Origin of the sequence: Pantoea sp. Ap-967 (genome assembly GCF_011752565.1) — a bacterium.
GTDB lineage: Bacteria > Pseudomonadota > Gammaproteobacteria > Pseudomonadales > Pseudomonadaceae > Aquipseudomonas.
Map to the genome: position 1 here is coordinate 166,764 of NZ_VWXK01000012.1, position 25,420 is coordinate 192,183.

At 63.9% G+C, this 25,420-nt stretch carries 23 protein-coding genes; 4 read left to right on the forward strand and 19 right to left on the reverse strand.

What is annotated here, in order from left to right; translation table 11 throughout:
- Nucleotides 1–16 precede the first annotated feature (16 nt).
- Nucleotides 17–1,246 (forward strand): nucleoside recognition domain-containing protein, encoded by a 1,230-nt coding sequence (locus F3J45_RS15235; protein WP_167063958.1) that lies wholly within the window; start codon nt 17–19, stop codon nt 1,244–1,246.
- Here F3J45_RS15235 and F3J45_RS15240 read toward each other — a convergent pair.
- The 9 genes from F3J45_RS15240 to F3J45_RS15280 form a co-directional block, all read right to left on the reverse strand.
- Complete coding sequence (locus F3J45_RS15240; protein WP_167063961.1) at nt 1,228–1,854, reverse strand: ABC-type transport auxiliary lipoprotein family protein; 627 nt, start codon at nt 1,852–1,854, stop codon at nt 1,228–1,230. The genes F3J45_RS15235 and F3J45_RS15240 overlap by 19 nt on opposite strands.
- A complete protein-coding gene (locus F3J45_RS15245; protein WP_167063964.1) occupies nt 1,851–2,789 on the reverse strand; it encodes an MlaD family protein in 939 nt (312 codons plus the stop codon). Before F3J45_RS15245 ends, F3J45_RS15240 begins: the two co-directional genes overlap by 4 nt.
- A gap of 3 nt (nt 2,790–2,792) precedes the next feature.
- Nucleotides 2,793–3,587 (reverse strand): ABC transporter ATP-binding protein, encoded by a 795-nt coding sequence (locus tag F3J45_RS15250; protein ID WP_205299961.1) that lies wholly within the window; start codon nt 3,585–3,587, stop codon nt 2,793–2,795.
- On the reverse strand, nt 3,581–4,714 hold the full coding sequence (locus tag F3J45_RS15255; RefSeq protein WP_167063971.1) for an ABC transporter permease: 1,134 nt from the start codon (nt 4,712–4,714) through the stop codon (nt 3,581–3,583). Before F3J45_RS15255 ends, F3J45_RS15250 begins: the two co-directional genes overlap by 7 nt.
- A 246-nt stretch (nt 4,715–4,960) precedes the next feature.
- Entirely contained in the window at nt 4,961–5,983 is a 1,023-nt protein-coding gene (locus F3J45_RS15260; RefSeq protein WP_167063974.1) for a DUF5924 family protein, read from the reverse strand.
- 90 nt (nt 5,984–6,073) lie between these two features.
- A complete protein-coding gene (locus F3J45_RS15265) occupies nt 6,074–7,480 on the reverse strand; it encodes a pitrilysin family protein (RefSeq protein ID WP_167063977.1) in 1,407 nt (468 codons plus the stop codon).
- 30 nt (nt 7,481–7,510) lie between these two features.
- Nucleotides 7,511–9,169, reverse strand: coding sequence for a Na/Pi cotransporter family protein (locus F3J45_RS15270; protein ID WP_167063980.1), 1,659 nt, complete (start codon nt 9,167–9,169; stop codon nt 7,511–7,513).
- A gap of 236 nt (nt 9,170–9,405) precedes the next feature.
- Entirely contained in the window at nt 9,406–10,176 is a 771-nt protein-coding gene (locus F3J45_RS15275; RefSeq protein WP_167063983.1) for a TerC family protein, read from the reverse strand.
- Nucleotides 10,177–10,246: 70 nt separating this feature from the next.
- Nucleotides 10,247–11,554 carry a CitMHS family transporter gene (locus tag F3J45_RS15280; RefSeq protein WP_167063986.1) on the reverse strand — a complete coding sequence of 436 codons (1,308 nt, stop codon included), beginning with the start codon at nt 11,552–11,554 and terminating at the stop codon, nt 10,247–10,249.
- Between the two features lie 278 nt (nt 11,555–11,832).
- Between F3J45_RS15280 and F3J45_RS15285 the strand changes: the two genes are divergently transcribed.
- A complete protein-coding gene (locus tag F3J45_RS15285) occupies nt 11,833–12,234 on the forward strand; it encodes a GFA family protein (RefSeq protein WP_167063989.1) in 402 nt (133 codons plus the stop codon).
- Between the two features lie 157 nt (nt 12,235–12,391).
- On the opposite strand, the gene F3J45_RS15290 is transcribed toward F3J45_RS15285, so the two are convergent.
- The 10 genes from F3J45_RS15290 to F3J45_RS15335 form a co-directional block, all read right to left on the reverse strand.
- A complete protein-coding gene (locus F3J45_RS15290) occupies nt 12,392–14,341 on the reverse strand; it encodes a DUF4105 domain-containing protein (protein ID WP_205300529.1) in 1,950 nt (649 codons plus the stop codon).
- A 5-nt stretch (nt 14,342–14,346) separates the two neighbouring features.
- A complete protein-coding gene (locus F3J45_RS15295; RefSeq protein WP_167063995.1) occupies nt 14,347–14,667 on the reverse strand; it encodes a DUF2388 domain-containing protein in 321 nt (106 codons plus the stop codon).
- 36 nt (nt 14,668–14,703) lie between these two features.
- Entirely contained in the window at nt 14,704–14,997 is a 294-nt protein-coding gene (locus tag F3J45_RS15300) for a DUF2388 domain-containing protein (RefSeq protein WP_167063998.1), read from the reverse strand.
- A 73-nt stretch (nt 14,998–15,070) separates the two neighbouring features.
- Nucleotides 15,071–15,388: a DUF2388 domain-containing protein gene (locus F3J45_RS15305; protein WP_167064001.1), complete on the reverse strand. Its 318-nt coding sequence runs from the start codon at nt 15,386–15,388 to the stop codon at nt 15,071–15,073.
- A gap of 307 nt (nt 15,389–15,695) precedes the next feature.
- Nucleotides 15,696–15,911: a DUF1127 domain-containing protein gene (locus F3J45_RS15310; RefSeq protein WP_167064004.1), complete on the reverse strand. Its 216-nt coding sequence runs from the start codon at nt 15,909–15,911 to the stop codon at nt 15,696–15,698.
- Between the two features lie 392 nt (nt 15,912–16,303).
- A complete protein-coding gene (locus F3J45_RS15315) occupies nt 16,304–17,797 on the reverse strand; it encodes an acetyl-CoA hydrolase/transferase family protein (RefSeq protein WP_167064007.1) in 1,494 nt (497 codons plus the stop codon).
- Between the two features lie 188 nt (nt 17,798–17,985).
- Nucleotides 17,986–19,422, reverse strand: coding sequence for an NAD(P)(+) transhydrogenase (Re/Si-specific) subunit beta (locus tag F3J45_RS15320; protein WP_167064009.1), 1,437 nt, complete (start codon nt 19,420–19,422; stop codon nt 17,986–17,988).
- Nucleotides 19,423–19,424: 2 nt separating this feature from the next.
- Nucleotides 19,425–19,739, reverse strand: a complete 315-nt coding sequence (locus F3J45_RS15325; RefSeq protein ID WP_003256966.1) for an NAD(P) transhydrogenase subunit alpha — start codon at nt 19,737–19,739, stop codon at nt 19,425–19,427.
- A gap of 11 nt (nt 19,740–19,750) precedes the next feature.
- A complete protein-coding gene (locus tag F3J45_RS15330; protein ID WP_167064012.1) occupies nt 19,751–20,872 on the reverse strand; it encodes a Re/Si-specific NAD(P)(+) transhydrogenase subunit alpha in 1,122 nt (373 codons plus the stop codon).
- Between the two features lie 419 nt (nt 20,873–21,291).
- Nucleotides 21,292–22,209 (reverse strand): LysR family transcriptional regulator, encoded by a 918-nt coding sequence (locus F3J45_RS15335; protein WP_167064015.1) that lies wholly within the window; start codon nt 22,207–22,209, stop codon nt 21,292–21,294.
- A gap of 161 nt (nt 22,210–22,370) precedes the next feature.
- Here F3J45_RS15335 and F3J45_RS15340 point away from each other — a divergent pair, with 161 nt between their 5' ends.
- Together F3J45_RS15340 and F3J45_RS15345 are read left to right on the forward strand one after the other, a co-directional pair.
- Nucleotides 22,371–23,552 (forward strand): acyl-CoA dehydrogenase, encoded by a 1,182-nt coding sequence (locus tag F3J45_RS15340; protein WP_167064018.1) that lies wholly within the window; start codon nt 22,371–22,373, stop codon nt 23,550–23,552.
- 14 nt (nt 23,553–23,566) lie between these two features.
- Nucleotides 23,567–24,787 carry a CaiB/BaiF CoA-transferase family protein gene (locus tag F3J45_RS15345; RefSeq protein WP_167064022.1) on the forward strand — a complete coding sequence of 407 codons (1,221 nt, stop codon included), beginning with the start codon at nt 23,567–23,569 and terminating at the stop codon, nt 24,785–24,787.
- Nucleotides 24,788–25,420: the final 633 nt, after the last annotated feature.

Below are 25,420 nucleotides of genomic sequence, written 5' to 3' on the forward strand. Positions count from 1 at the left end.
CAGGGGGTAATCGCGGATGCTCAACGGCCTTTGGCTCGGCTTTTTCCTGGTGGCGGCCGTGTCTGCCCTGGCCCAATGGCTGGTGGGCGGCAACGCCGGCATCTTCGCCGCGATGGTCGAGAGCATCTTCGCCATGGCCAAGCTCTCGGTGGAGGTCATGGTTCTGCTGTTCGGCACCCTGACCCTGTGGCTGGGCTTTTTGAAGATCGCGGAAAAGGCTGGCATCGTCGAATGGCTGGCCAAGGTGCTCGGCCCGCTGTTCGCCCGGCTGATGCCGGAGGTTCCGCCCGGCCACCCGGCCCTGGGCCTGATCACCATGAACTTCGCCGCCAACGGCCTGGGCCTGGACAACGCCGCCACGCCGATCGGCCTCAAGGCCATGCGTGCGCTGCAGGAGCTCAACCCCAGCAGCACCACGGCGAGCAATGCGCAGATCCTGTTCCTGGTGCTCAACGCCTCGTCGTTGACCCTGCTGCCGGTGACCATCTTCATGTACCGCGCCCAGCAGGGCGCCACCGACCCGACCCTGGTGTTCCTGCCGATTCTGCTGGCCACCAGCGCCTCGACCCTGGTTGGCCTGCTGTCGGTGGCGGTCATGCAGCGCCTGCGCCTGTGGGACCCGGTGGTGCTGGCGTACTTCATCCCCGGTGCGCTGCTGCTGGGCGGTTTCATGGCCTTTCTCGGCACCCTGTCGGCCGCCGCACTGGCCAGCCTGTCGTCGATCCTCGGCAACCTGACGCTGTTCGGGGTGATCATCCTGTTCCTGGTGATAGGCGCGCTGAAACGGGTGAAGGTGTACGAAGCCTTCGTCGAAGGCGCCAAGGAAGGCTTCGATGTGGCCAAGAGCCTGCTGCCCTACCTGGTGGCGATGCTGGTGGCGGTCGGCGTGCTGCGCGCGTCAGGGGCCCTGGAGCTGGCCCTGGACGGTATTCGCCATGCGGTGAACTGGATGGGCCTGGACACCCGCTTCGTCGAGGGCCTGCCCACCGCGCTGGTCAAGCCTTTCTCTGGCAGCGCGGCGCGGGCGATGCTGATCGAAACCATGCAGACCCATGGTGTGGACAGCTTCCCGGCGCTGGTGGCGGCGACCATCCAGGGCAGTACCGAAACCACCTTCTACGTGCTGGCGGTGTACTTTGGCGCGGTGGGTATCCAGCGCGTGCGCCACGCCGTTGGCTGCGCCCTGCTGGCCGAGCTTTGCGGGGTGATCGCCGCAATCTGCGTGTGCTACTGGTTCTTCGCCTGAGCCTGGGCCTGGGTGCTTTGCGCCACGGTCCAGTCCACCACCTGCGCGGCCAGCTGGTCACTGGCCGCACCGAAGCCGGCTACCACGGCTGATACGTCGTTGCTGGCCAGTGGCTGGCGTACCTCGAAGCGCCGGCTGGTAACGATGCGCTGGCTACGGCCCTGTACCAGGCGCGCGTCGTAACGGATCACCACCTGCACCTTGCCACCCTGGTATTCGCTCTGGAACGCCTGCAGCTCGCCGGCCAGCTCGTAATCGGCCTGCAGGTTGCTGTCGTCGGCACTCAGGCGCAGCACCCGGCCGTCACGCTGGAAGCCATCGAGCAAGCGGTTGCGCACCAGCAATGGCGCCGGGTCGCTCCAGCGCGCGCCTTTGTAGCTGCTGAGCACATCGCCCTGGGGGATGACCGCAATGCGCGGCCCGGCCAGGGCCTCGCTGGCCAGCGGCTTGTTCAGGCGCAATGACCAGTCGACCGGGGTGGCGACGTGGCTGGGCTGGTTGACCGGCAGGCGGTAGATATCCACAGGCTCGCTCTGGGGCAGGATCGAGCAGGCGCTGGCCAGGCTCACGGCGGCCGCCAGGGCCAGCAGGCGCAGCGAAGGGGTCATGGCTGGAACTCCTTGTTGTTGTCACGGCCCAGCAGGTAGCCGCTGGGGTCGGCCTCCAGGCGCCGCGAGATGCCCTTGAGCGAGTTGAGGGTTTCACGCAGTTCGCGGATGGCTGGGGTCAGCTGGTTGAGGCCCTGGGCGCCGTCGTCGATGGACTGGCGGTTGTCCTGCAGCAGGCTGTTGAGGGTGGCGGCACTCTGCGCCAGCGATTGCATGGCCTGCTCGGCGCTGCCGATGGCCTGCTTGCCCTGGCTGCCCAGCAAGCCGTTGGCGTTGCGCATCAGCGCCTGGGTTTCGGCCAGGGTGGCGTTGGCCTGTTTGCCCACCTGGGCCAGTTGCGAAAGCGCATCGCTGATGCCGCCCTTCTGCCCGGCAATGGCACCGGTGGTCTGGTCGAGGTTGGCCAGGGTGTTGCTCAGGTGCTCGATGTTGTTTTCCGAGAACATCTGGTTGGCGTTGTGCAGCAGCAGGTTGATGTTGGTGACCAGGTCGCTGCTGTCGTTGAGCAGGCGCGAAATCGGCGAAGGCGACGCGATGATCACCGGCAGCTTGCCGTCCTTGCCCTTGAGCTCAGGGCTTTGCGGGGTGCCGCCGCTGAGCTGGATGAACGAGTTGCCGGTCACCCCGGCCAGGGTCAGCTTGGCCTGGGTGTCCTCCTTGACCGGGGTGTCGCCGCTCAGGCGCACGCGGGCCAGCACCCGCCGGGGGTCTTTAGGGTCCAGGCGCAGGCTGGACACATCGCCCACCTTGATGCCGTTGTATTGCACCGGGCTGCCGCGCGACAGGCCGGAGACGGCTTCGTTGAACACCACTTCGTAGTCCTTGAAGGCGTCGTCGACGCTGGACTTGGTCAGCCATAGGCCGAACAGCATGGCGCCGGCCACCACCAGGACGGTGACCAGGCCGATAAGAACGTGATGAGCTCGGGTTTCCATGGTTCAGCGCTCCTGCCCGGCGCTGGCGGCAGCGTGTTCCGCCGCCCGCCCGCGTGGGCCGTGAAAATATTCGTGGATCCAGGGGTCGTCGGTCTGCTCGACCTGGGCCAAGGGGCCGGCGACCAGCACTTTCTTCTGTGACAACACGGCGACGCGATCGGTGATGGTGTAGAGGGTGTCCAGGTCGTGGGTGATCAGGAACACGCTCAGGCCCAGGGCGTCGCGCAGGGTGAGGATCAGTTGGTCGAAGGCGGCGGCGCCAATCGGGTCGAGGCCGGCGGTGGGTTCGTCGAGGAACAGGATGTCCGGGTCCAGGGCCAGGGCGCGGGCCAGGGCGGCGCGCTTGATCATGCCGCCAGACAGCGACGCCGGGTATTTGTCGGCGGCCGAGATCGGCAGGCCGGCCAGGGCCAGCTTGACCCCGGCCAGGTGCTCGGCGTCGGCCCGCGACAGCCCGGCATGCTCGATCAGCGGCAAGGCGACGTTTTCGGTAACGGTCAGCGAGGAGAACAGCGCGCCTTTCTGGAACAGGACGCCGAAACGCCGTTCCACCAACGAGCGCTCGGCCTCGCGCAGGCCGGCCAGGTCTTGGCCAAACACCTTGATCTGCCCTTCGTTGGGCCTGCGCAGGCCAATGATGCTGCGCAGCAGCACCGATTTGCCACTGCCCGAGCCGCCGACCACGGCCAGGATCTCGCCGCGGTACAGGTCCAGGTCCAGGCCCTGGTGCACCACCTGGCTGCCAAAGCGGTTGCAGATGCCCCGCGCCTCGATCACCGCATCCCGTTCGCTCACCAGCCCATCTCCATGCAGAACAGTGCGGCCACCGCATCCAGCACGATGACCACGAAAATCGACTGGACCACGGCGGAGGTGGTGTGGGCGCCGACCGATTCGGCGCTGCCGCTGACCTTGAAGCCTTCCAGGCAGCCGATGGCGGCGATCAGGAAGGCGAACAGCGGTGCCTTGGCCAGGCCCACCAGGAAGTGCTGCACGCCGATGTCGCTTTGCAGCAGGGACAGGAACATGGCCGGTGAAATACCCAGCGACAGTGCGCACACCACCGCGCCCCCGACGATGCCGCAGATCATCGCGACGAAGGTCAGCAGCGGCAGGGAAATCAGCAATGCCAGCACCCGCGGCACCACCAGCAGTTCGATCGGGTTGAGGCCCAGGGTGCGGATGGCGTCGATTTCCTCGTTGGCCTTCATCGAGCCGATCTGCGCGGTGAAGGCGCTGGCGGTGCGCCCGGCCATGAGGATGGCGGTGAGCAGCACGGCGAATTCACGCAGGAAGGAGAACGCCACCAGGTCGACGGTGAACACGGTGGCGCCGAAGTCGGCCAGCACCGTGGCGCCGAGAAAGGCCACCACCGCGCCCACCAGGAAGGTCAGCAAGCCGACGATGGGCGCGGCGTCCAGGCCGGTTTGCTCGATGTGCGCGACCACCGGTGTTACCCGCCAGCGGTGAGGTTGCAGCAACCGGCGCAGCAGGGTTTCGAGGATCAGGCCGACGAAGCCGAGCAGCTGCATGGTGTCTTGCCAGAGGGTGCCGACGGCGCAGCCGATACGGGCCAGCAGCAGGAGCAGGATGTTGCGTTCCGGTTGCTTGACCGGAATGCAGTAGTCCTGCACCGAGTGGTAGACGTTCTTGAGCAGCGCGCGGCTGGCCTCGGGCAGGCCGTGGGTGCAGTGCGACAGGCGCTCGGCGCCGAGCAGTTCGGCCAGCAGCGAGGCCCCGGCGGTGTCGAGGCGGCCCAGCTGGCTGAGGTCGGCCACCGTGTCGGCGGCGCATTGGCTGCGCAGGCGCTCGCTCTCGCGCTTGAGGCTGGCGTAGTTGGCCAGGGTCCAGTCGCCGGCGATGCGCAGGCAGGCCGGCTGGCTGTTGGTGTCCAGGGTAGCGCTGGGGGTGGTCATGGGCTCCATGCATCCGGCTGGGCTTAGAGGCTGATCATAGCGCAGCGGGGTGGGGAGGTATGGTGAGAATGTGCTGTGTATGCCCGGCCTGTTGAATCGCCCCCTGTAGGAGCGGGCTTGCCCCGCGAAGCAGGCGACGCGGTGCCTGGCACCGGCTTCGCCGGTGTTCGCGGGGCAAGCCCGCTCCTACAGGATTCTCCGTTGAATCAGATATTTGCGATTTGTTCCACGAGGACGGGTCAGCGGCTGGGAGCTTTAGGAAGCCGGTGCGTCGTCCACTACCTTGAAGCGCAGTACGCCAATCACCTGGCCGTCTTCGGTCAGCACCCGCACCTGCCACTTGCCCACCGGGTTGGCCGGGAAGACTTGCTTGTGGGTCCAGGCGCGGTAGCCCTCCTTGCGCCCGCCATGGATATCCAGGGCGATGCGGTCGACTTCCTGGCCGTCCTTCTGCCACACGTGGTAAATGCGCTCGTTGAGGCCACGCGGGGCATTGATCGAGGTGTAGGCATACAGGCCGGCGCTGCGGATGCGGCTGGCGGCGATCTCGTCCAGCGATTCGCCCGGCTGGCGGTTGATCACCTCCGTGCTCACCGCCACCTCGGTCATCCACAAGGTCGCCGGCGGCACCCAGGAACGCAGCAGCCAACCGCCGCCGCCCACTGCCAGGGTGACCAGCACCAGGGCCACGCCGCGCCGCCAGGTATTGATCGGGAAGCTGCTGGCCAGGCTCGGGAACGACAGCACCATGGCCGCGATCAGGGCCAGCTTGAAGCTTTGCGCGGTGGTCAGGTTGAGGATGATCGGCAACGCGGTGAGCAGCGCGGCGAACAGGGTCAGGGTGTGCATCGCCAGGAACAGCCAGCGCCGCGGCGCTACCCACTTGTAGTACAGCGGGTCGATGATCGACACCAGCCCGGCGGCGCCAAGCAGCCCGGTGAAGATCGCCTGGCCGCTGTTCCAGGTGGTGGTGATGGAGAAGAACGGCAGGACGAAGAACAGGCTCTCCTGGTGGATCATCTGCGTGGCGTAGCGCAGCAGCGGCTGCGGGATCTCGCGCTTGAAGGTGCGGGTGAACAGGCCGGTGAGGGTGTTCTCGAACATCAGCCACACCCAGCTGACCAGCATCACGATGGCGATCCAGCTGGCCAGGCTGGCCTGGCGGTCGACCAGGATGAAGCTGCCGATACCGGAGAGGAAGCCGCCCAGGGCGATGATGCCGGGGTAGCGTTTAAGCAGCTCGATGATGCGCAGGACGATGGGGGGTATTGGGGGCATGGGTCTACAACAGGTATTTGAGGTGGCTGTGCCGGCCTGTTCGCGGGTTACCCGCGAAAAGCCCGGTACTGGCAAAAGGATACCGCTGATTCACCGCTGCCGTGTAGCACCACTGGGCCGTTCAGGCGTGTGCCGCCGCCAGCGCAGCAGCCCCAGGGCCAGCACCAGCCCGAGCAACAGCGCCATCAGCCCGTACAGCTCGTCATACCCCAGCAATGGCGCCTCGACCCGTAGATACCCTTGATCCTTGAGCAAGTCCTTGAGCGCAGCATTGGCCTGCGCCAGGGTCACCTGCCTGAGCTTGCTTGCCGGGTCGGCGAAGCGGCCGTTGTCGTAGTCGTTCAGCGCCCCCCAGTAATAATCGGCCAGCGCGCTGTTGTCCTGGCTGCCCCAGCTTTCCTTGGCCACTGCGGCATCCTTGATGCGGGCGAAGGTGTCCGGGTCCAGGCCTTGCTTGCGCAGGTGGTCGAACAGTTGCTGCATCACCTTCATGGCCTTGTCGACGTCGCCCCGCTCAAGGTCGGCATTGAGGCTGAGCAGGCCGGTGTCGGCAAAACTTTCACGTTGTGCCGAAGGCCCGTAGGAAAGGCCGTTGCGCAGGCGCAGCTGGTCGTACAGGGCCCAGTCCAGGTAGCGCGAGAGCAGGTCTAGGGTTTGCTGGTGGTCGTTGTCCAGCACCGGTTCGATGAACAACCAGTGCAGCTTGACGCTGTCACCCAGCACGCCACGGGTCAGTTCCCGGCGGGGTTCGGCCTGCTGGCTGATGCTGTCGAGGTTGCGGCGCTCCCCGGGTTCGACCGCTGGCAGCTCACCGAAGGTGCGCTCCAGGTAGGCCGGCAGCAGCCGGTCGAGGCCGCCGACCACGATCAGGGTCATGTTGTTGGCGGCGTACCAGTGCTCGCGCAGGGCCTTTACCTGCTCCAGGGTCATGTCGTCGACGTTGGAGCGCTCCGGGCATTTCAGGCCCAGCTCGGTGGCCAGTTGGTCGCTGGCCGGGTGGCCGATGTCCTGGCGGTCGAGCCAGCGCTGCAGGTGGCCGTAGTGGCCGCCGTCCTCACGCTCGATGATGCGCTTGGCAGTGGCCAGCGACTTGGCGTCGATGCGGGTGTCGCGGATGATCGCCAGCAGCAGGTCGAGCACCTTGCGCTGGTTGCGCGCCGGCGCTTCGATCACGAAGGTGGTGTCGGCACTGCTGGTGTAGGCGTTCCACTCCCCGCCCAGGCTTTGCAGGCGCTCTTCCAGGCCGCCTTCGCCGGTGTCGTCGATACCGGTGAACAGCAGGTGTTCGAGCAGGTGCGGCAGTTCCTTCTGGCTGCAGTCGAAATCGTCCAGGCCCACCCCCACCACCAGGCGGATGGCGACGTGGTCGCGTTCGTAACCGGACTTCAGGATCACCTGCAGGCCATTGGGCAACAGGTAACCTTCGACCCGCGAGCGATCGAGGGCCAGTGAGGGCAGGCTGCAGATCAGCAGGCAAACGAACATCAGGCAACGCATGGGCGAGCGAAAGTCTCCAGGTGTGCAAGATCAGGACAGGGGGTTTTCTTCCGGTACGTTGTCGGGCATCAGCCCGCCGGTGTCCGAGCCACCCAGTACCACATAGGCACTGCTGCAGAACAAAGAGTTCAAACGTTTCATGTCGGCAATCAGTTCCAGGTGCAGCGAGCTGGTTTCGATACTCTGCACCACCTTGCGCTGTAGGCGGCTGACGTGGGCGTGGGCCAGGCGCCGTTCCTGGGCGCGGAAGCGGCGCTTTTCCCGCAGCAGCAGGCGTGCGCTTTCCGGGTCGGCGCTGAGGAACACCGACAGGCCCAGGCGCAGGTTGGCCAGCAATTGTTCCTGCAGGCCGGTCAGTTCTTCCAGGCCCACCTGGGAAAACTCCCGGCGCTGGCTGGTTTTCTGCTGCTGGACCTTGCGCAGCATGCGCTCGATCAGGTCGCAGGCCAACTTGAGGTTGATCGCCAGTTCAATGATCTCTGCCCAGCGCTGGTTGTCCTGTTCGCTCAAGTCTTCGCGGGGCATCTGCGCCAGGTACAGCTTGATCGCGCTGTACAGCGCCTCGGCATCTTCGCCCAGGGCCCGGACCTGCTGGGGCATGGCGGTTTGGGTGCCGCGCAGGGCGCTGAGCAGGGCTTCGAGCAGGCTGTCGACGATATCGCCCAGGCGCAGGGTTTCCCGGGCGGCGTTGGCCAGCGCCAGGCTTGGCGTGGCGAGCGCCGAGGCATCGAGGTGGCGCGGGCGAATCTGGCCATTGCCGGCCTCGCGCTCGGGCAGCAGGCGGTTGCACAGGCCGCCCATGGGCTTGACCGTGGGCAGCATGATCAGGCAGCGCAAGGTGTTGTAGAGCAGGTGGAAGCCGATCACCAGCTCTTGCGGGCTGAAGCTCAGGCTGTCCATCCACTCCACCAGCGGGTGCAGCACGGGAATGATCAGCAGCAGGCCGATCAGCTTGTACAGCAGGCTGCCCAGGGCCACGCGCCGGCCTGCGGCGTTCTGCATGCTGGTGCTGATGAAGGCCAGCAGGCCACTGCCGATGTTGGCGCCGACCACCAGGCCGATGGCCACGGGCAGGCTGATGACTTCGGCGCCGGCCAGGGTGGCGGTAAGCAGCACGGCGGCCAGGCTGGAGTAGGACACCATGGCGAACAGGGCACCGACCAGGGCGTCGAGCAGGATGTCACCGGTCAGCGAGGCGAACAGCACTTTCACGCCCTGGGCGTGGGTGATGGGTGCGGCGGCCTGCACGATCAGTTGCAGGGCCAGGATGATCAGCCCCAGGCCGATGCCGACGCGGCCCAACTGGCCGGCGCGGGTCTGCTTGCGCGACAGGAAGAAGATGACCCCGAGGAACACCAGCAGCGGCGACAGCCACGACAGGTCGAAGGTCAGCACCCGCGCCATCAGCGCGGTACCGACGTCGGCGCCGAGCATGATCGCCAGGGCCGGGGTCATGGCCATCAGGCCTTGGCCGACGAACGAAGTCACCAGCATGGCGGTGGCGTTGCTGCTTTGCACCACGGCGGTGACGACGATACCGGCGATGAATGCCAGTGGCCGGCGGTTCATGTTCTGGCTGAGCACCCGGCGCAGGTCGGAACCGAACACCCGCAGGATGCCGGTACGCACGATATGTGTGCCCCACACCAGCAACGCCACGGCGGAAAGCAGGTTGAGCAGGGTCAGCATGGTCGAGCCCCCCTTTGTTCTGAGGCTCCAGTGGCGGAGCCAAGATTGGTAAAGCGGTAAGCCTGGCCCGGGGGTGGGTGTTTTTATCCAGTGCTTACACTAGCTGTAGTTGTTTTACGTGACAGGCGCCAGCTTGGCATGGGGGAAGGGGGATTGAAACCTTTCTGTCATGAAGGTTTGGCTGGCGCCGCTTGCGCGGCGCCTCGCGAGCTGACGCTCGCTTGCCGGGGGGCAGGTTACTGGCCTGGGATGTCCTTGCGCAGTTTCACCGGGTCGTGTTCCTTGCCTTCCTTGCGCGCCATGGCGGTGCGCATGCGGATATTGATGGCCTCTACCGCCAGCGAGAAGGCCATGGCGAAGTAGACGTAGCCCTTGGGCACGTGTACGTCGAACGATTCGGCGATCAGCACCGTACCCACCACGATCAGGAACGAAAGTGCGAGCATCTTCAGCGATGGGTGCTTGTCGATGAAGTCGCTGATGGCGCCGGCGCAGGCCATCATCACCAGCACCGCGACGATGATCGCGGCAATCATCACGGGCACGTGCGAAACCATGCCCACGGCAGTGATCACCGAGTCCAGCGAGAACACGATGTCGATGATGGCGATCTGGATGATGGTGTAGAGGAACTTGCCGCCCGCGCCCTTGGGCTCGTCGCTGCTCTCCTCTTCCCCTTCCAGGCCGTGGTAGATCTCCTGCGAGCTTTTCCACAGCAGGAACAGGCCACCGCAGAACAGGATCAGGTCACGGCCGGAGATGCCTTGGCCGAAGACCACGAACAGGTCGGCGGTCAGGCGCATGACCCAGGTGATCGACAGCAACAGCATGATACGGGTGACCATGGCCAGGGCCAGGCCGAAGATTCGCGTGCGCGGCTGCATGGGCTTGGGCATGCGGCTGACCAGGATCGAGATCATGATGATGTTGTCGATCCCGAGCACGATCTCGAGCGCGGTGAGGGTGAAAAAGGCAACCCAGATTTCCGGGCTGGTCAGCCATTCCATGTGTACGTCCTTAGAGCGGTGAAGGCGCTGCGACCGGAGCGGGCGCAGCGCGTTGGGTAATGCGTACTGATTAAAGACTACTGAACAGCGGGAAAATGCCCATCAGCAGTGCGGCGAACATTATGCACAGGCATACCAGCACTGCCCATTTCAGGGTGAAGCGCTGGTGGTCGCCGAACTCGATGCCTGCCAGGGCCACCAGCAGGTAGGTGGAAGGCACCAGTGGGCTGAGCAGGTGCACAGGCTGGCCGACGATCGACGCGCGGGCCATTTCCACCGGGCTGATGCCGTAATGGCTGGCCGCTTCCGACAGCACTGGCAGCACCCCGTAGTAGAAGGCGTCATTGGACATGAAGAACGTGAACGGCATGCTGACGATGGCGGTAATCACCGCCAGGTAAGGGCCCAGGGCCTCGGGAATGACCGCCAGCAGGCTCTTGGACATGGCCTCGACCATGCCGGTGCCGGAGAGGATACCGGTGAAGATACCGGCGGCGAAGATCAACCCGGTGACGGCCAGTACGCTACCTGCGTGGGCGGCGATGCGGTCTTTCTGCTGCTGCAGGCAGGGGTAGTTGACGATCATGGCAATGCTGAAGGCGATCATGAACAGCACCGGCAGTGGCAGCAGGCCGGCGATCAGCGCGACCATCAGGCCGGCGGTGAGGGCGCCGTTGAAGTAGATCAGCTTGGGGCGGCGGGCTTCGGGGAACTGCGACACGCTGATTTCGCTGTGGTCAATGTCGTCGGTCGGCAGGTGCAGTTCACCCAGGCGGGCACGCTCGCGCTTGCCGTACATATAGGCGATGGCGAGGATCGCCAGCACGCCGAAGACCATGGCCGGGATCATCGGCACGAAGATGTCCGAAGGGTCGACGTGCAGGGCGCTGGCGGCGCGGGCGGTAGGGCCGCCCCAGGGGGTCATGTTCATCACCCCGCCGGCGAGGATGATCAGGCCGGCCATGATCCGTGGGCTCATGCCCAAGCGGCTGTACAGTGGCAGCATGGCGGCGCAGCAGATCATGTAGGTGGTGGCGCCGTCACCGTCCAGCGACACCACCAGGGCCAGCACGGCGGTGCCGACCGAGACTTTCAGCGGGTCGCCCTTGACCAGCTTGAGGATCTTGCGCACGGCCGGGTCGAACAGGCCGGAGTCGATCATCAGGGCGAAGTAGAGGATGGCGAACATCAGCATCACGCCGGTGGGCGCGAGCTTGCTGATGCCTTCGAGCATCATTGGGCCGATCTTGGCGGAAAAGCCGCCGAACAGGGCGAACAGGATCGGTACCAGGATCAGGGCGATCAAGGCCGACAGGCGCTTGGTCATGATCAGGTACATGAAGGTGATGACCATGGCAAAGCCGAGGAAGGTCAGCATGGCAATACTCCAGGCGTGGCGCGACGAAAGAAATGGCTATTCGGGCGGATCAGCGCGTTGGGCGCTGCGCAGGGAGCATGGCGAGGGGCATTGCCAGAAGGCGGGCGGAACGGCGGGCGCAGAAAGACATCAGAATCACCATTGTTGTTGTTGATGGGCCGGGCGCGGAATGTTCCGGGTGCCCTGGCTGACCGGTCTTGTGCCGGTGGTGGCGGCTATCCTAGGGGGACAAGCTTTCAGCCAGCTTTCGCTGGAAAATCGGCGACGGGAGGTAGGTGATGCAGGATGTAACCGAGGGTGGCTGCCATTGCGGCGCCCTGCGCTACCGGCTACAGGGCGAGTTGACGGATGTTGCCCATTGCCATTGTTCGATCTGCCGGCGGGTCAGCGGCGGGCTGGTGATGACCTGGGTCACCCTGCCCCGTTCGGGCTTTCGCTGGGTGGCGGGCAGGCCCCAGTGCTACGTGGCACCGGCCAGCTGCAAGCGGTATTTCTGCGGGGAATGCGGGGCGCATCTGGCGCTGGTGACCGAGCATAGCCCGGGAAGCATCGATGTGACGGTGGCGACGTTGGATCACCCGGAGCTGGTGCCGGCACGGCGGCATATCTGGACCGGTAGCCGGTTGCCTTGGTTGCATCTGGATGAGGGGTTGCCTGGGGAGGCTGAGGAGACGCTCTAGGCCTTGTGTTGACTGTGCCGGCCTCTTCGCGGGGCAAGCCCGCTCCTACAGGTTCATGTAGGAGATAACCCAGCCCTCGCGCAGGGAACAGTGCCAGCAGCCGCGCCGCAATGCCCTGTAGGAGCGGGCTTGCCCCGCGAAGAGGCCGGCACTGGCATCAGGGCAACTGCAACCCGCCCGCCGCCTTGTGCAGCGCCCGCAGATGTTCGCCAATCTGCTTCACATTGGCCTCGACCGCGGCAATTTCCTTGGCCCGTGCCGGCTCCAGCAACGCCCTCACCTCTTTGTCCAGGCTGGTGCTCAAGCGCAGCAACTGGGCCTGGCGCGCAGTGCTTTCCTGCTCCAGGTGCTGGCGCTCCTGCGGCTGGGGCAGCCCGTAGCCCTTGGCATCGAGCAATTCCGCCGGGCGGCTGAGGAAGCCGCTGTTGGCGAGCATCTGCCTGAGGGTTTCGTCGGCCTTGCTGGTGCTGCCGTCCTTCAGTGCGGCGGCATTCAGGTAACGCTGTTTCACCTCGTCCTGGGCCAGCAGCAATTGCCGGCGCAGGCTCGCCTGTTCCAGCAGCAGCAGGGCTGCGCTGGTACGCAGGTCGGCCTTGGCGAACCAGGGTTGGCGCTGCTCGGCATCCAGGGCCAGCCAGTCCTCGACGGCGGCCTGCTTGATCGGCAGCTGCTTTCTCAGCACTTCGAACATGGCCTGGTAGCGCTCACGGTAGGAGTCGAAGCGGTAGCCCAGGCGCAGCGCTTCGCGCGGGTCGTCGAGCACACTGGTATCGGCCAGCCCCCTGCCCTTGAGCACTTCCAGCAAGCCGTTGGGCATGATGCTGTCGAGGTCGTTCAGGCGCGGGTTGGCGGTGCCGCTGCGCAGCAGTTTCAACGATTCCACCGCACAGTTGTTGGACAGGAACCAGTAGTTGCCGTCGTAGCTCCAGTGCATCTCGGCGGCCTGGCGTACCAGGTTCTCGATTTCTTCGCGGTTGAGCTTCAGCGGCACCGAGGCCAGGCTGCGCAGCTCGGTCTTGGTGTACTCGTCGATCACCTGGGCCAGCGGCAACACGAACAGCCGTGACGGATACACCCCGACCAGGCCGTCCCAGCTGGACAGCTGCACGTCGTTGACGAAGGCGCGGTACGACAGCACCAGGCTCTGGTCGAGGTCCAGGCGGCAGTCCGGGCCACGTGGCCGGCCCGGCTTGCAGATCACCAGGCGCAGCATGCTGTGGCCCCAGCGGCTGACCAGGTTCTGGTTGGCCTCGGCCAGCAGGTAATCCACCTCGTACACCCGCTCGGGGTCGATTTCGCCCAGCGGCTGGCGGGCGAAGTCATTGCCGGCATTGATGAACGGCAGGCCTTTGGCGCAGGTGTCCTGCTGCGGCGCCCAGCCAAAGTGCTCGCGCAGGTATTGGTTGAGCGCCGGGCGACGGCAGCCGTAGCTCGGGTCGAGGAGGAAATACTCCATGTTGACCGCGACGTATTCCTTGGGGCTGCTCAGCTCGTAACTGTCGGGGCTGCGCACGAACTGGCCATTGTGCTGCTCGCGCTCGCCGCGTCGGCCCACGTACTGCTGCCAGCCGGCGAGGTCGAGCAGGCGCGGGTCGTCGCTGAGGGTGAAGCGGCGTTCGGCCTGGCCGCGGCATTGTTCCGGCAGGCCGACCTTGCCCAGGGTGCCTTGCTGGCGCTTGCAGCGGGCGATCAGCGAGCGCTCGGCCCCAGGCCACAGGCGGGCGCGGTCATAAACGTGGGTCAGCTCGTGCAGCACCGTGGCCAGCAGTTCCTCGCGCACGGTGCCATGGGGGCGGCCGGTACGTTCGGTGGCGGCACTGCCGTCGGTGAGGCCCGGTAAAAGGCGCTTGTTGAGCTGAACCGTGGAAGCCAGGGAAGCCTCGCCGTAGGCATCGGCGGGCATGTCGTCGCTCCAGCTGACCCGCACGCGGCGGTCGAGCTGTTGCTTGAAGCGGGGAGGTAATTTGCCCAGGGCCTCGTCGAGCAAGGCCTGGGATGCCTGGACCTGCTGCTGGCTAAGGCCTGCAGCCTGCAGTTCAAGCTGCAGGTCGGCCAGGGCGGGCGTGCCGAGCAGCGTCAGGGCGCAGCCGAGCAGCCAGGCACGCACAGGCTTCACAGTGCGAGGATGGCTTCGGCCAGGACCTGGTCGCTGGCATCACGTGCTTGCGGCAGGCGTTCACGCAGGGTGGTGAGCGCAGCTTCGAGCTGTGCACCGCGAATGTCGCCGTTGCTGGCGACGAAGGTGGCGGCGTCGTCGTGGGCTTCGCGCACCACTTTGGCGTCGCGAATCGAGGTGGTGGTGTCGGATGTGAAATCGATCGAACGGCCAAAGGCGCGAACGATGATGTTGCTGGTGGCCACCAGGGTGTGTGCCTGGGCCAGGTCGGCCAGCAGGAGCATGCCGAGGGTAGCGGCGATCAGCGGTTTACGCATGGAGCATCTCCGGAAAATGCAGGGAGTCAGGTGTGATTATTGGACGAGAATTGCCTGCGCCAGTTCAAGGTCGCCGACAGAGTGCCGGGCACCGCCGTGGCGCAGCGAGTCGAGCGCTGCCTCCAGGCGTGCCCCGCGGATCATGCCATCCGTGGCAACGAAGGCAGCCGCATCGTCACGGGCCTGCCTGACCAGCTTGCGGTCGAACGGCGCGGAGGTGACCTGGCTGGTGACGTAGCCGGTGATGACCAGGCCTTGCGTGGTGGTGTCCATGGCCTGGGCGTTGGCCACGCCAAGCAGGGAGAACAGCAACGGCATCAGATAACGCATGGGCATTCTTAGGGTTGTAAACGGGGTGTGGTGCATGGGGCGCAGCCCATGCACACGGGGTCGGTTCGCTGGCTCAGAGCGCCAGGATGGCCTGTGCCAACTGGGCGTCGCTGGCCTGCAGGGCTGGCAGGGTGGAGCGAATGTGCAGGAAGGCGCTTTCCAGTTTGGCACCCCGGATATCGCCCTGGCTGCCGACGAAGGTGGCGGCGTCGTCGCGTGCGGCCTGGACGATCTTGTCGTCACGCAGCGAGGAAGACAGGTCGGAGGTCGCGTCGGTGGACGCGGCAACGGCGCGCACGACGGCGTCGGTGGTGACGACGAAGCTGCTGGCGTGGGCGGCACTGGCCAGGCCGAGCATCAGGGCGGCACCCATCAGGTATTTACGGGACATGATCGTGGACTCCTGGGAACGGGTCGGGGTGGTTCTGCTCTATCGGACGCTTGCACGGCCCGCTGCGGTACGTTTCAGCATCCGGTTCTACCAGATTTGAAGCGAAGCGTATCACGCGGGGCTGTATCGGAATGTTAGCGGGCAGATGAAAGCTAACTGTTGCGGTGCTATTTAGTGTTTTACAAAATTGTACTGCTTACAGGTTCAGGGCGCTTTAGCGCGCACCTTGGAAACAAAAAACCCGTTGCAGTTCCCTGCAACGGGTTTTGGGAATTCGCGGTGCCGGCCGAGGCCGGCGAACCGGAGCTTAGCGCCAGAACGGCTTGCTCAGCTCTTCGTAACGCTGCGACTCGCTGATACCGGCGTCAGCCAGCAGGCGTGCATCCAGGCGAGCCAGTTGACGGCGGCTGGACATGCGACGCTGCCACAGCAGCAGGGTGGAGATGGCGCGCAGTGGCATCGAAGCCTTGGACTGCTGGGCGTTGCTTTCAAAAACCAGACCGGAACTAAGGGTACGTTCCATGATGCTTCATCCTTCCGCTTATGGCGGGATTAGGTAGTGATTTAACTGATGCCAATGATCCTCCTCTGTTGTCCAGAACAGTAGATACAGTTCAACAGTATTGAGAGGGGCCAGTTAACTGTTTAAGGCCACTGTTGCACTCGAAATACGCGCAACTGTACTGGTCTGCACCGTTGTGGGGCGTTATTGGCTATTCCGGCGGATTAAGTTGGGTGGGGACAGCTTAATAAGCAGTACAGTAGTACAGTTTATTTGCTTTGGTGGTGTGAACTGTTGGGGAAGAGGGGTGACTGTTAGGGCCCTTTCGCGGGGCGAGTCCGCTCCTACAGGAGAAAACGGATCCTTGTAGGAGCGGGCTTGCCCCGCGAAAGGGCCGGAACAGGCGAAGCAAATCAGCTGGCGAGCATGCGCCCGGTTTCTTCCAGGTTCTCGTGCCAGCTCAGCGCTTCACGCAGGATGTGCGGGGTGTGCCCGCCACGCTGGCAGGCGCGGTCGAAGTAGTCGTTCAGCGCAGCGCGGTAGTCGGGGTGCACGCAGTTGTCGATGATCGCCCGGGCGCGCTCGCGCGGCGCCAGGCCACGCAGGTCGGCCAGGCCCTGCTCGGTGACCAGGATGTCGACATCGTGCTCGGTGTGGTCGACGTGGCTGACCATCGGCACCACGCTGGAAATCGCGCCGCCCTTGGCAATCGACTTGGTGACGAACACCGCCAGGTGGGCGTTGCGGGCGAAGTCGCCGGAACCACCAATGCCGTTCATCATCTTGGTGCCGCACACGTGCGTGGAGTTGACGTTGCCATAGATGTCGAACTCAAGGGCCGTGTTGATGCCGATGATGCCGAGGCGGCGCACCACTTCAGGGTGGTTGGAGATTTCCTGCGGGCGCAGCACCAGCTTGTCCTTGTAACGCTCCAGGTTGCCGAACACGTCGGCATTGCGGCGGCTCGACAGGGTGATGGAGCTGCCCGAGGCAAAGCGCAGCTTGCCGGCGTCGATCAGGTCGAAGGTCGAGTCCTGCAGCACTTCGGAGTACATGGTCAGGTCTTCGAACGGCGACTCGATCAGGCCGCACATCACCGCGTTGGCGATGCTGCCAATGCCAGCTTGCAGCGGGCCGAGCTTGTTGGTCATGCGCCCAGCGTCAACTTCCTGCTTGAGGAAGTTGATCAGGTGGTTGGCGATGCCTTGGGTTTCGTCATCCGGCGGCAGCACGGTGGATGGCGAGTCTGGCTGGTCGCTGATGACGATGCCGACGATCTTGGCCGGGTCGATCGGGATGGCGGTGCTGCCGATGCGGTCGTCCACCTTCACCAACGGGATCGGGGTACGGGTCGGGCGGTAGGTCGGGATATAGATGTCGTGCAGGCCTTCGAGGTTGGCGTTGTGCGACAGGTTGATCTCGACGATCACGTGCTTGGCGAAGATCGCGAAGCTGGCCGAGTTACCCACCGAGGTGGTCGGCACGATATGGCCCTGCTCGGTAATGGCCACGGCTTCGATGACCGCGATGTCCGGCAGCTTGAGCTGCTGGTTGCGCAGTTGCTCGACGGTTTCCGACAGGTGCTGGTCGATGAACATCACCTGGCCGTCGTTGATGGCCTTGCGCAGGGTGCTGTCGACCTGGAACGGCATGCGCCGGGCCAGCACGCCGGCTTCGGTCAGTTGCTTGTCGAGGTCGTTGCCCAGGCTGGCGCCGGTCATCAGGCTGATTTTCAGTGGCGACTGCTTGGCACGTTCGGCCAGTGCATGCGGTACGGCCTTGGCTTCGCCGGCGCGGGTGAAACCGCTCATGCCGACGGTCATGCCGTCCTCGATCAGACCAGCGGCATCAGCCGCACTCATTACCTTGCTGTGCAGGGAGGACAAGCGGATACGATCACGGTACATGGATTGTTATCTCGGGCTACTGAAACTACTGAGGCGCAGTCTAGAGATTTCGCCCAATGCCGTCCCACGACCATGGTCGTATGAGAAGGCTCAAGATAGAGCCGTTGATCTGGATCATTGAAAGTAAAAGCCCCGGGAGAATTCTCGCCGGGGCCTTCTATATAACGCAGGGTTTTTAGCGAAAAGCATTACTCCACGGCTTTGACCATATCCTCGATGACCTTCTTCGCGTCACCGAACACCATCATGGTCTTGTCCAGGTAGAACAGTTCGTTGTCCAGGCCTGCGTAGCCGCTGGCCATGGAGCGCTTGTTGACGATGATGGTCTTGGCCTTGAAGGCTTCCAGGATCGGCATGCCGGCGATTGGCGACTTCGGATCGTTCTTCGCCGCCGGGTTGACCACGTCGTTGGCGCCCAGCACCAGCACCACGTCGGCCTGGCCGAACTCGGCGTTGATGTCTTCCATCTCGAACACCTGGTCGTACGGCACTTCGGCTTCGGCCAGCAGCACGTTCATGTGCCCGGGCATACGGCCTGCCACCGGGTGAATCGCGTACTTCACGGTCACGCCGTTGTGGGTCAGCTTCTCGGTCAGTTCCTTCAGTGCATGCTGGGCGCGGGCCACCGCCAGGCCGTAGCCCGGCACGATGATCACGCTGTCGGCGTTGCTGAGCAGGAAGGTGGCATCGTCGGCCGAACCGGATTTCACCGGGCGCTGCTCTTTCGAGCCTTGCGCGGCGCCGGCATCGGTGTCGCCGCCGAAGCCGCCGAGGATGACGTTGAAGAACGAGCGGTTCATCGCCTTGCACATGATGTACGAGAGGATGGCACCGGACGAGCCGACCAGCGAGCCTGCGATGATCAGCATCGAGTTGTTCAGCGAGAAGCCGATACCGGCCGCCGCCCAGCCCGAGTAGCTGTTGAGCATCGACACCACCACCGGCATGTCGGCGCCACCGATCGGAATAATGATCAGCACACCCATGACGAAGGCCAGGGCCAGCATCAGGGTAAAGGCGCTGTAGTGGCCGGTGAAGGTGAACAGCAGGCCGAGGGCGATGGTGGCCAGGCCCAGGATCAGGTTCAGCTTGTGCTGGCCGGCGAACTGTACCGGTGCGCCTTGGAACAGGCGGAACTTGTACTTGCCCGACAGCTTGCCGAAGGCGATCACGGAACCGGAGAAGGTGATGGCACCGATGGCTGCACCGAGGAACAGTTCCAGGCGGTTACCGGTGGGGATCGGGTCGCTGATGGCAGCAACGATGCCCATCGACTGCGGTTCGAGCACGGCGGCGATGGCAATGAACACCGCCGCCAGGCCGATCATGCTGTGCATGAAGGCGACCAGCTCCGGCATCTTGGTCATCTCGACGCGCTTGGCCATGATCGAGCCGGCGGTGCCGCCGACCAGCAGGCCGACCAGCACGTAGCCGATGCCGGCGGTGGCCAGCTCAGCGCCAAGCTTGTAGATGAGGCCGACGGTGGTGAGGATGGCGATCCCCATGCCGATCATGCCGAACAGGTTGCCGCGCCGCGAGGTGGTCGGGTGCGACAGGCCCTTGAGCGCCTGGATGAAGCACACCGAGGCGACGAGGTAGAGGAGCGTTACCAGATTCATGCTCATGCTTACTTCTGCGCCTCGTTCTTGGTTTTCTTCTTGAACATCTCAAGCATGCGGCGGGTGACCAGGAAGCCACCGAACACGTTGACCGCCGCCAGGGCCACGGCCAGGGTGCCCATCAGCTTGCCGGCCGGGGTCACGGTCAGGGCCGCGGCCAGCATGGCGCCGACGATGACGATGGCCGAGATGGCGTTGGTGACGGCCATCAGCGGGGTGTGCAGCGCCGGGGTGACGTTCCACACCACGTGGTAACCCACGTAGATGGCCAGGACGAAGATGATCAGGTTGTAGATGCCGTGGGAAATCAGCATGTCTTCCATTGTCGTGCTCCTTAGCCGTTCTTGCGCACGACTTGGCCATCGCGGCACATCAGGCACGCGGCGACGATGTCGTCTTCGAGGTTGATGACCAGCGCGCCGTCCTTGTCGAACAGCAGCTTCATGAAGTCCAACAGGTTGCGCGCATACAGGGCCGAGGCATCGGCGCCCACCTGCGCGGGCAGGTTGGTTGGGCCGACGATGGTCACGCCGTTGTGCTGCACCACCTGGTCGGCGACGGTCAGCGGGCAGTTGCCGCCCTGGGCTGCGGCGAGGTCGATGACCACCGAGCCGGGCTTCATCTGCGCCACGGTTTCGGCGCTGAGCAGGGTCGGTGCCTTGCGGCCTGGAATCAGCGCGGTGGTGATGACGATATCGGCCTGCTTGGCGCGCTCGTGCACGGCCTGGGCCTGGCGTTGCATCCAGCTGGCGGGCATTGGCCGGGCATAGCCGCCGACGCCTTCGGCGCATTCGCGCTCTTCGTCCGTCTCGTAGGGCACGTCGATGAACTTGGCGCCCAGCGACTCGATCTGCTCCTTCACCGCCGGGCGTACGTCGGACGCCTCGATCACTGCACCCAGGCGCTTGGCCGTGGCAATCGCCTGCAGGCCGGCAACACCCGCCCCCAAAATCAAAACGCGCGCGGCTTTGACGGTGCCGGCGGCGGTCATCAGCATGGGCATGAAGCGTGGGTAGTGGTGGGCGGCGAGCAACACCGCCTTGTAGCCGGCGATGTTGGCCTGCGACGACAGCACGTCGAGGCTCTGGGCCCGCGAGGTACGAGGTGCAGCTTCCAGGGCGAAGGCGGTGATGCCGCGTTCGGCCATCTTGCCGATCAGCTCGCTGTTGAAGGGGTTGAGCATGCCGACCAGAAGGCTGCCGCTGTTGATCAGCGCCAGTTCCTGATCGTCGGGAGCCACCACCTTGAGCACCAATTGCGCGCCGTAGGCATCGGCTGCGCTTCCCAGGGAAGCGCCCACGGCTTCATAGGCACTGTCCGGAATGCTGGCGTTGAGCCCTGCCCCCCGTTGGACGGTAACCTGATGGCCCTGGCCAATCAGTTTCTTGATGGTTTCCGGGGTCGCAGCGACCCTTGTCTCACCGGTCTGCGTCTCGAGAGGAACACCAATGTGCACGACTATTTCTCCTGCGGTGACCTTTTGTCTTTGTAGAAACCAGCACACTGCGGATGGTGCGCTGGGGCGGCTGTTGAGCGCCGAGCCCGCCGAATCCCGGGCGGGCGAGGCATTTTGCAGACGAACCCAAGGGCCATCAACCGGTTCTGGAGCGAAACGAAGTTAAAACTACAAGTCACCCTGTGACCGTATGTCGCAAGTGATGGGCTGCAGCCCGTCAAACATGGGCCATTGGCAGATTAGGGGAAAAACTGAAATTTTTTGCGATGATTTCGCGGATGGGTTGATGAATGTCGTAAAACCCTCTGAAAGCCGCGTGTTTGCGGGGTTCGGAGGGGTTTTTCGATTCACCTGAACAGTTTGCGATTATGCGACAAATACGTATATCTGTAGGTGTTTAAAATAATTGACTACATTAGTCAGAAAGAACCTTCGCTCCGGTGCGAATTGATGTAGAGCTGGGCCTGTTGCACCAGCCAGTCGCGGAAGGCGCGCAAGGACGCGGACTCGACCTTGCGCTCGGGAATCATCAGGTAGTAAGCCTTGTCGCTGATCAGTGCGTGCCCGTTAGCGACCACCAGCCTGCCCTCCTCCAGTTCGCGCTGGATCAGGAACGGTGGGATCAGCGCAACGCCCATCTCGTGCATCGCCGCTTGGGCGAGCATGGAGAATAGTTCATAACGCGGGCCTGTCATGTCGCCCGCGATACTCAGGCCCAGGCCATTGAACCACTGGCGCCAGGCGTAAGGCCGGGTGGTTTGCTGCAGCAGCGGCAGGCTGGCGATGCGCCGGGCATCGAGCGCGCCCTGCCCGGCCAGCAGCGCCGGGCTGCACACCGGCAGCGGGTTTTCGCCCATCAGGCGGTGGGACTGGGTGCCGGACCAATCGGCGTCACCGAAATAGATGGCGGCGTCGAACGGCGTATCGGCGAACAGGAACGGGCGGGTGCGGTTGGTGAGGTTGACGGTGACCTCCGGGTGGCGCTGCTGGAAGTCCTTGAGCCGTGGCAACAACCATTGGGTGCCGAAGGTGGGCACCACCGCCAGCTCGATCACGTTTGCGCCCTGCTGGCGCATGACCGACAACGTGTCGCGCTCCACGGCATCCAACTGCGCGGACACCTGGCGGCTGTATGACAGCCCAGCCTCGGTCAGTTTCACCCCGCGGCGCGAGCGCCGGAACAGTTCGACGTTGAGAAACGCTTCCAGCCCGCCTATCTGCCGACAGACGGCGCCCTGGGTCAGCGCCAGTTCCTGTGCAGCCTTGGTGAAGCTCTCGTGGCGCGCGGCCGCTTCGAAGCAAACCAGTGCAGTGGTGCTGGGTATTTTTCGCCGCATGTACGTCAACCTCACTCGTGGAGCTTTGAAGATGGCCTTGTGGCTTATTTCGAAGTGACAAAATATCACTAATGCGTGCGCAATCCTCGTTTGTCGCCCTGCCGGATCAGGCCTAGGATCAATGGCACGAGAAACCGCTCCCCTACTTCGAGGATTCGCCCATGGCCGGTAAAGCAAGCTTCAACTGGATCGACCCGCTGCTGCTGGACCAGCAGCTCACTGAAGAAGAGCGCATGGTGCGTGACAGCGCTTATCAGTTCGCCCAGGACAAGTTGGCCCCGCGCGTGCTGGAGGCCTTCCGGCACGAGCGAACCGACCCTGCGATCTTCCGCGAGATGGGTGAAGTCGGCCTGCTTGGCGCGACCATTCCCGAGCAATACGGCGGCAGCGGCCTCAACTATGTGTGCTATGGCCTGATCGCCCGTGAGGTGGAGCGCATCGATTCTGGCTACCGCTCGATGATGAGCGTGCAGTCTTCGCTGGTGATGGTGCCGATCAATGAGTTCGGCACCGAAGCGCAGAAGCAGAAGTACCTGCCCAAGCTGGCCAGCGGCGAGTGGATCGGTTGCTTCGGCCTGACCGAGCCCAACCATGGTTCCGACCCGGGTTCGATGATTACCCGGGCGAAGAAGGTCGATGGCGGCTATCGCCTGAGCGGCAGCAAGATGTGGATCACCAACAGCCCGATCGCCGATGTGTTCGTGGTCTGGGCCAAGGATGACGAGGGCGATATTCGCGGCTTCGTGCTGGAGAAAGGCTGGCAGGGCCTGAGCGCCCCGGCCATTCATGGCAAGGTTGGCCTGCGCGCCTCGATCACTGGCGAGATCGTGATGGACAACGTGTTCGTGCCACAGGAGAACATCTTCCCTGAGGTGCGCGGCCTGAAAGGCCCCTTCACCTGCCTGAACTCGGCCCGCTACGGTATCTCCTGGGGCGCACTGGGCGCAGCGGAGGCCTGCTGGCACACGGCGCGCCAGTACACCCTTGACCGCCAGCAGTTCGGCCGCCCATTGGCTGCCAACCAGTTGATCCAGAAGAAACTGGCCGACATGCAGACCGAAATCACCCTCGCCCTGCAAGGTTGCCTGCGCCTGGGGCGTATGAAGGACGAAGGCACCGCCGCGGTGGAAATCACTTCGATCATGAAGCGTAATTCGTGTGGCAAGGCCCTGGATATTGCCCGTATGGCCCGTGACATGTTGGGGGGCAACGGGATTTCCGATGAGTTCGGCGTGGCTCGCCACCTGGTCAACCTGGAGGTGGTCAACACCTACGAAGGCACCCACGACGTGCATGCGCTGATTCTTGGCCGTGCGCAAACCGGCATCCAGGCCTTCTATTGATAAGGAGCCGTACCATGGGCGCGCTATCTCACCTGCGGGTGCTGGACCTCTCCCGAGTGCTGGCGGGGCCGTGGTCGGGCCAGATCCTGGCGGACCTGGGGGCAGACGTGATCAAGGTCGAGCGCCCGGGTAGCGGCGACGATACGCGCTCGTGGGGGCCGCCCTTCCTCAAGGATGCCGAGGGCGAGAACACCAGTGAAGCTGCGTATTACCTGTCGGCCAACCGCAACAAGCGCTCGGTGACCATCGACTTCACCCAGCCGGAAGGCCAGCGCCTGGTGCGCGAGCTGGCGGCGAAGTCGGACATCGTCATCGAGAACTTCAAGGTGGGTGGGCTGGCGGCGTATGGGCTGGACTACGCGAGCCTGCAGGCGATCAACCCTGGGCTTATCTATTGCTCGATCACAGGCTTCGGCCAGACGGGGCCCTATGCCAAGCGCGCGGGGTATGACTTCATGATCCAGGGGCTGGGCGGGCTGATGAGCCTGACCGGCCGCCCGGATGGCGAGGAAGGTGCGGGGCCGGTGAAGGTTGGGGTGGCATTGACCGACATCCTGACGGGCTTGTATTCGACGGTGGCGATCCTGGCCGCCCTCGCCCACCGCGACCAGCATGGCGTGGGCCAGCATGTGGACATGGCCTTGCTCGACGTGCAGGTGGCGTGCCTGGCCAACCAGGCGATGAACTACCTGACCACAGGCAACCCGCCGCGGCGGCTGGGCAATGCGCACCCTAATATAGTGCCCTACCAGGACTTCCCCACGGCGGATGGTGATTTCATCCTTACCGTGGGTAACGATGGCCAGTTCCGCAAGTTTGCCGAGGTGGCTGGGCAGCCGCAGTGGGCGGATGATCCGCGCTTTGCGACCAATAAGCTGCGAGTGGCGAACCGGGCGGAGCTGATTCCGTTGATTCGCCAGGCTACGGTGTTCAAGACCACGGCTGAGTGGGTGCAGCAACTGGAGGCGGCAGGCGTGCCGTGCGGGCCCATCAATGACCTGGCGCAGATGTTCCAGGACCCTCAGGTACTGGCCCGGGGGCTGGCAGTAACGATGCCCCATGCGCTGGCCGGCAGTGTGCCGCAGGTGGCCAGCCCGATCCGGTTGTCGCAGACGCCGGTGGAGTACCGCCGGGCGCCGCCACTGTTGGGTGAGCATACCGAGGCGGTGTTGGCGGATGTGCTGGGGCTGGATGCCGATGCGGTGGACCGCTTGCGTATCGCCGGGGTGGTTTGACGCTATATAGAGGTGTTTAAAAGCGGGGAGGCCGTCAGGCCTCCCCGCTTTGCTTTTAACGATGCCCCTGCGAACAAGGCTAGTCAGCCCTGCGCGCGCGTCTTTGTAGGAGCGAGCGCAGCTCGCGATAAGCCGCAGAGCGGCGCTCCTGACACCGCTAATTCCAAATATTTCAAATATATGAAATTAAAGGTTGACGCCCCTTCGAATCCCCTTATAATGCGCCCCACTTCCAGCGACACTGGAACAACAAACTCCTTGAAATTCAACGAGTTAGATTGTTAAGAGGTCACTGAAAGGGCTTCGATCGAAAGATCGCTAGCGGTTGAGGTGAGTGTTGACAGCGTGTCAAAACGCTGTATGATTCGCCTCCCGCTACGAGAGATCGCAGCGAGTCAAGTGTTTGAAGCTAAACGAGTTTCTCGCAAAAAACTTCAAAATAAACGCTTGACAGCAAATGAGGAAAGCGTAGAATGCGCGCCTCGGTTGAGACGAAAAGCTCTTAGCCAAACGCTCTTTAACAAATCGAATCAAGCAATTCGTGTGGGTGCTTGTGAGTACGGACTGATAGTCAAAAAGATTATCAGCATCACAAGTGGCCATGCGAGAAATCACATAGTCATTTGAGATTGC

Excerpts from the sequence above, each read along its gene's own strand:
- F3J45_RS15235 (WP_167063958.1), top strand. The coding sequence starts at position 17 with ATGCTCAACGGCCTTTGGCTCGGCTTTTTCCTGGTGGCGGCCGTGTCT.
- F3J45_RS15240 (WP_167063961.1), bottom strand. The coding sequence starts at position 1,854 with ATGACCCCTTCGCTGCGCCTGCTGGCCCTGGCGGCCGCCGTGAGCCTG.
- F3J45_RS15245 (WP_167063964.1), bottom strand. The coding sequence starts at position 2,789 with ATGGAAACCCGAGCTCATCACGTTCTTATCGGCCTGGTCACCGTCCTG.
- F3J45_RS15255 (WP_167063971.1), bottom strand. The coding sequence starts at position 4,714 with ATGGAGCCCATGACCACCCCCAGCGCTACCCTGGACACCAACAGCCAG.
- F3J45_RS15260 (WP_167063974.1), bottom strand. The coding sequence starts at position 5,983 with ATGCCCCCAATACCCCCCATCGTCCTGCGCATCATCGAGCTGCTTAAA.
- F3J45_RS15265 (WP_167063977.1), bottom strand. The coding sequence starts at position 7,480 with ATGCGTTGCCTGATGTTCGTTTGCCTGCTGATCTGCAGCCTGCCCTCA.
- F3J45_RS15270 (WP_167063980.1), bottom strand. The coding sequence starts at position 9,169 with ATGCTGACCCTGCTCAACCTGCTTTCCGCCGTGGCGTTGCTGGTGTGG.
- F3J45_RS15275 (WP_167063983.1), bottom strand. The coding sequence starts at position 10,176 with ATGGAATGGCTGACCAGCCCGGAAATCTGGGTTGCCTTTTTCACCCTC.
- F3J45_RS15280 (WP_167063986.1), bottom strand. The coding sequence starts at position 11,554 with ATGCTGACCTTCCTCGGCTTTGCCATGGTCATCACCTTCATGTACCTG.
- F3J45_RS15285 (WP_167063989.1), top strand. The coding sequence starts at position 11,833 with ATGCAGGATGTAACCGAGGGTGGCTGCCATTGCGGCGCCCTGCGCTAC.
- F3J45_RS15295 (WP_167063995.1), bottom strand. The coding sequence starts at position 14,667 with ATGCGTAAACCGCTGATCGCCGCTACCCTCGGCATGCTCCTGCTGGCC.
- F3J45_RS15300 (WP_167063998.1), bottom strand. The coding sequence starts at position 14,997 with ATGCGTTATCTGATGCCGTTGCTGTTCTCCCTGCTTGGCGTGGCCAAC.
- F3J45_RS15305 (WP_167064001.1), bottom strand. The coding sequence starts at position 15,388 with ATGTCCCGTAAATACCTGATGGGTGCCGCCCTGATGCTCGGCCTGGCC.
- F3J45_RS15310 (WP_167064004.1), bottom strand. The coding sequence starts at position 15,911 with ATGGAACGTACCCTTAGTTCCGGTCTGGTTTTTGAAAGCAACGCCCAG.
- F3J45_RS15315 (WP_167064007.1), bottom strand. The coding sequence starts at position 17,797 with ATGTACCGTGATCGTATCCGCTTGTCCTCCCTGCACAGCAAGGTAATG.
- F3J45_RS15320 (WP_167064009.1), bottom strand. The coding sequence starts at position 19,422 with ATGAGCATGAATCTGGTAACGCTCCTCTACCTCGTCGCCTCGGTGTGC.
- F3J45_RS15325 (WP_003256966.1), bottom strand. The coding sequence starts at position 19,739 with ATGGAAGACATGCTGATTTCCCACGGCATCTACAACCTGATCATCTTC.
- F3J45_RS15335 (WP_167064015.1), bottom strand. The coding sequence starts at position 22,209 with ATGCGGCGAAAAATACCCAGCACCACTGCACTGGTTTGCTTCGAAGCG.
- F3J45_RS15340 (WP_167064018.1), top strand. The coding sequence starts at position 22,371 with ATGGCCGGTAAAGCAAGCTTCAACTGGATCGACCCGCTGCTGCTGGAC.
- F3J45_RS15345 (WP_167064022.1), top strand. The coding sequence starts at position 23,567 with ATGGGCGCGCTATCTCACCTGCGGGTGCTGGACCTCTCCCGAGTGCTG.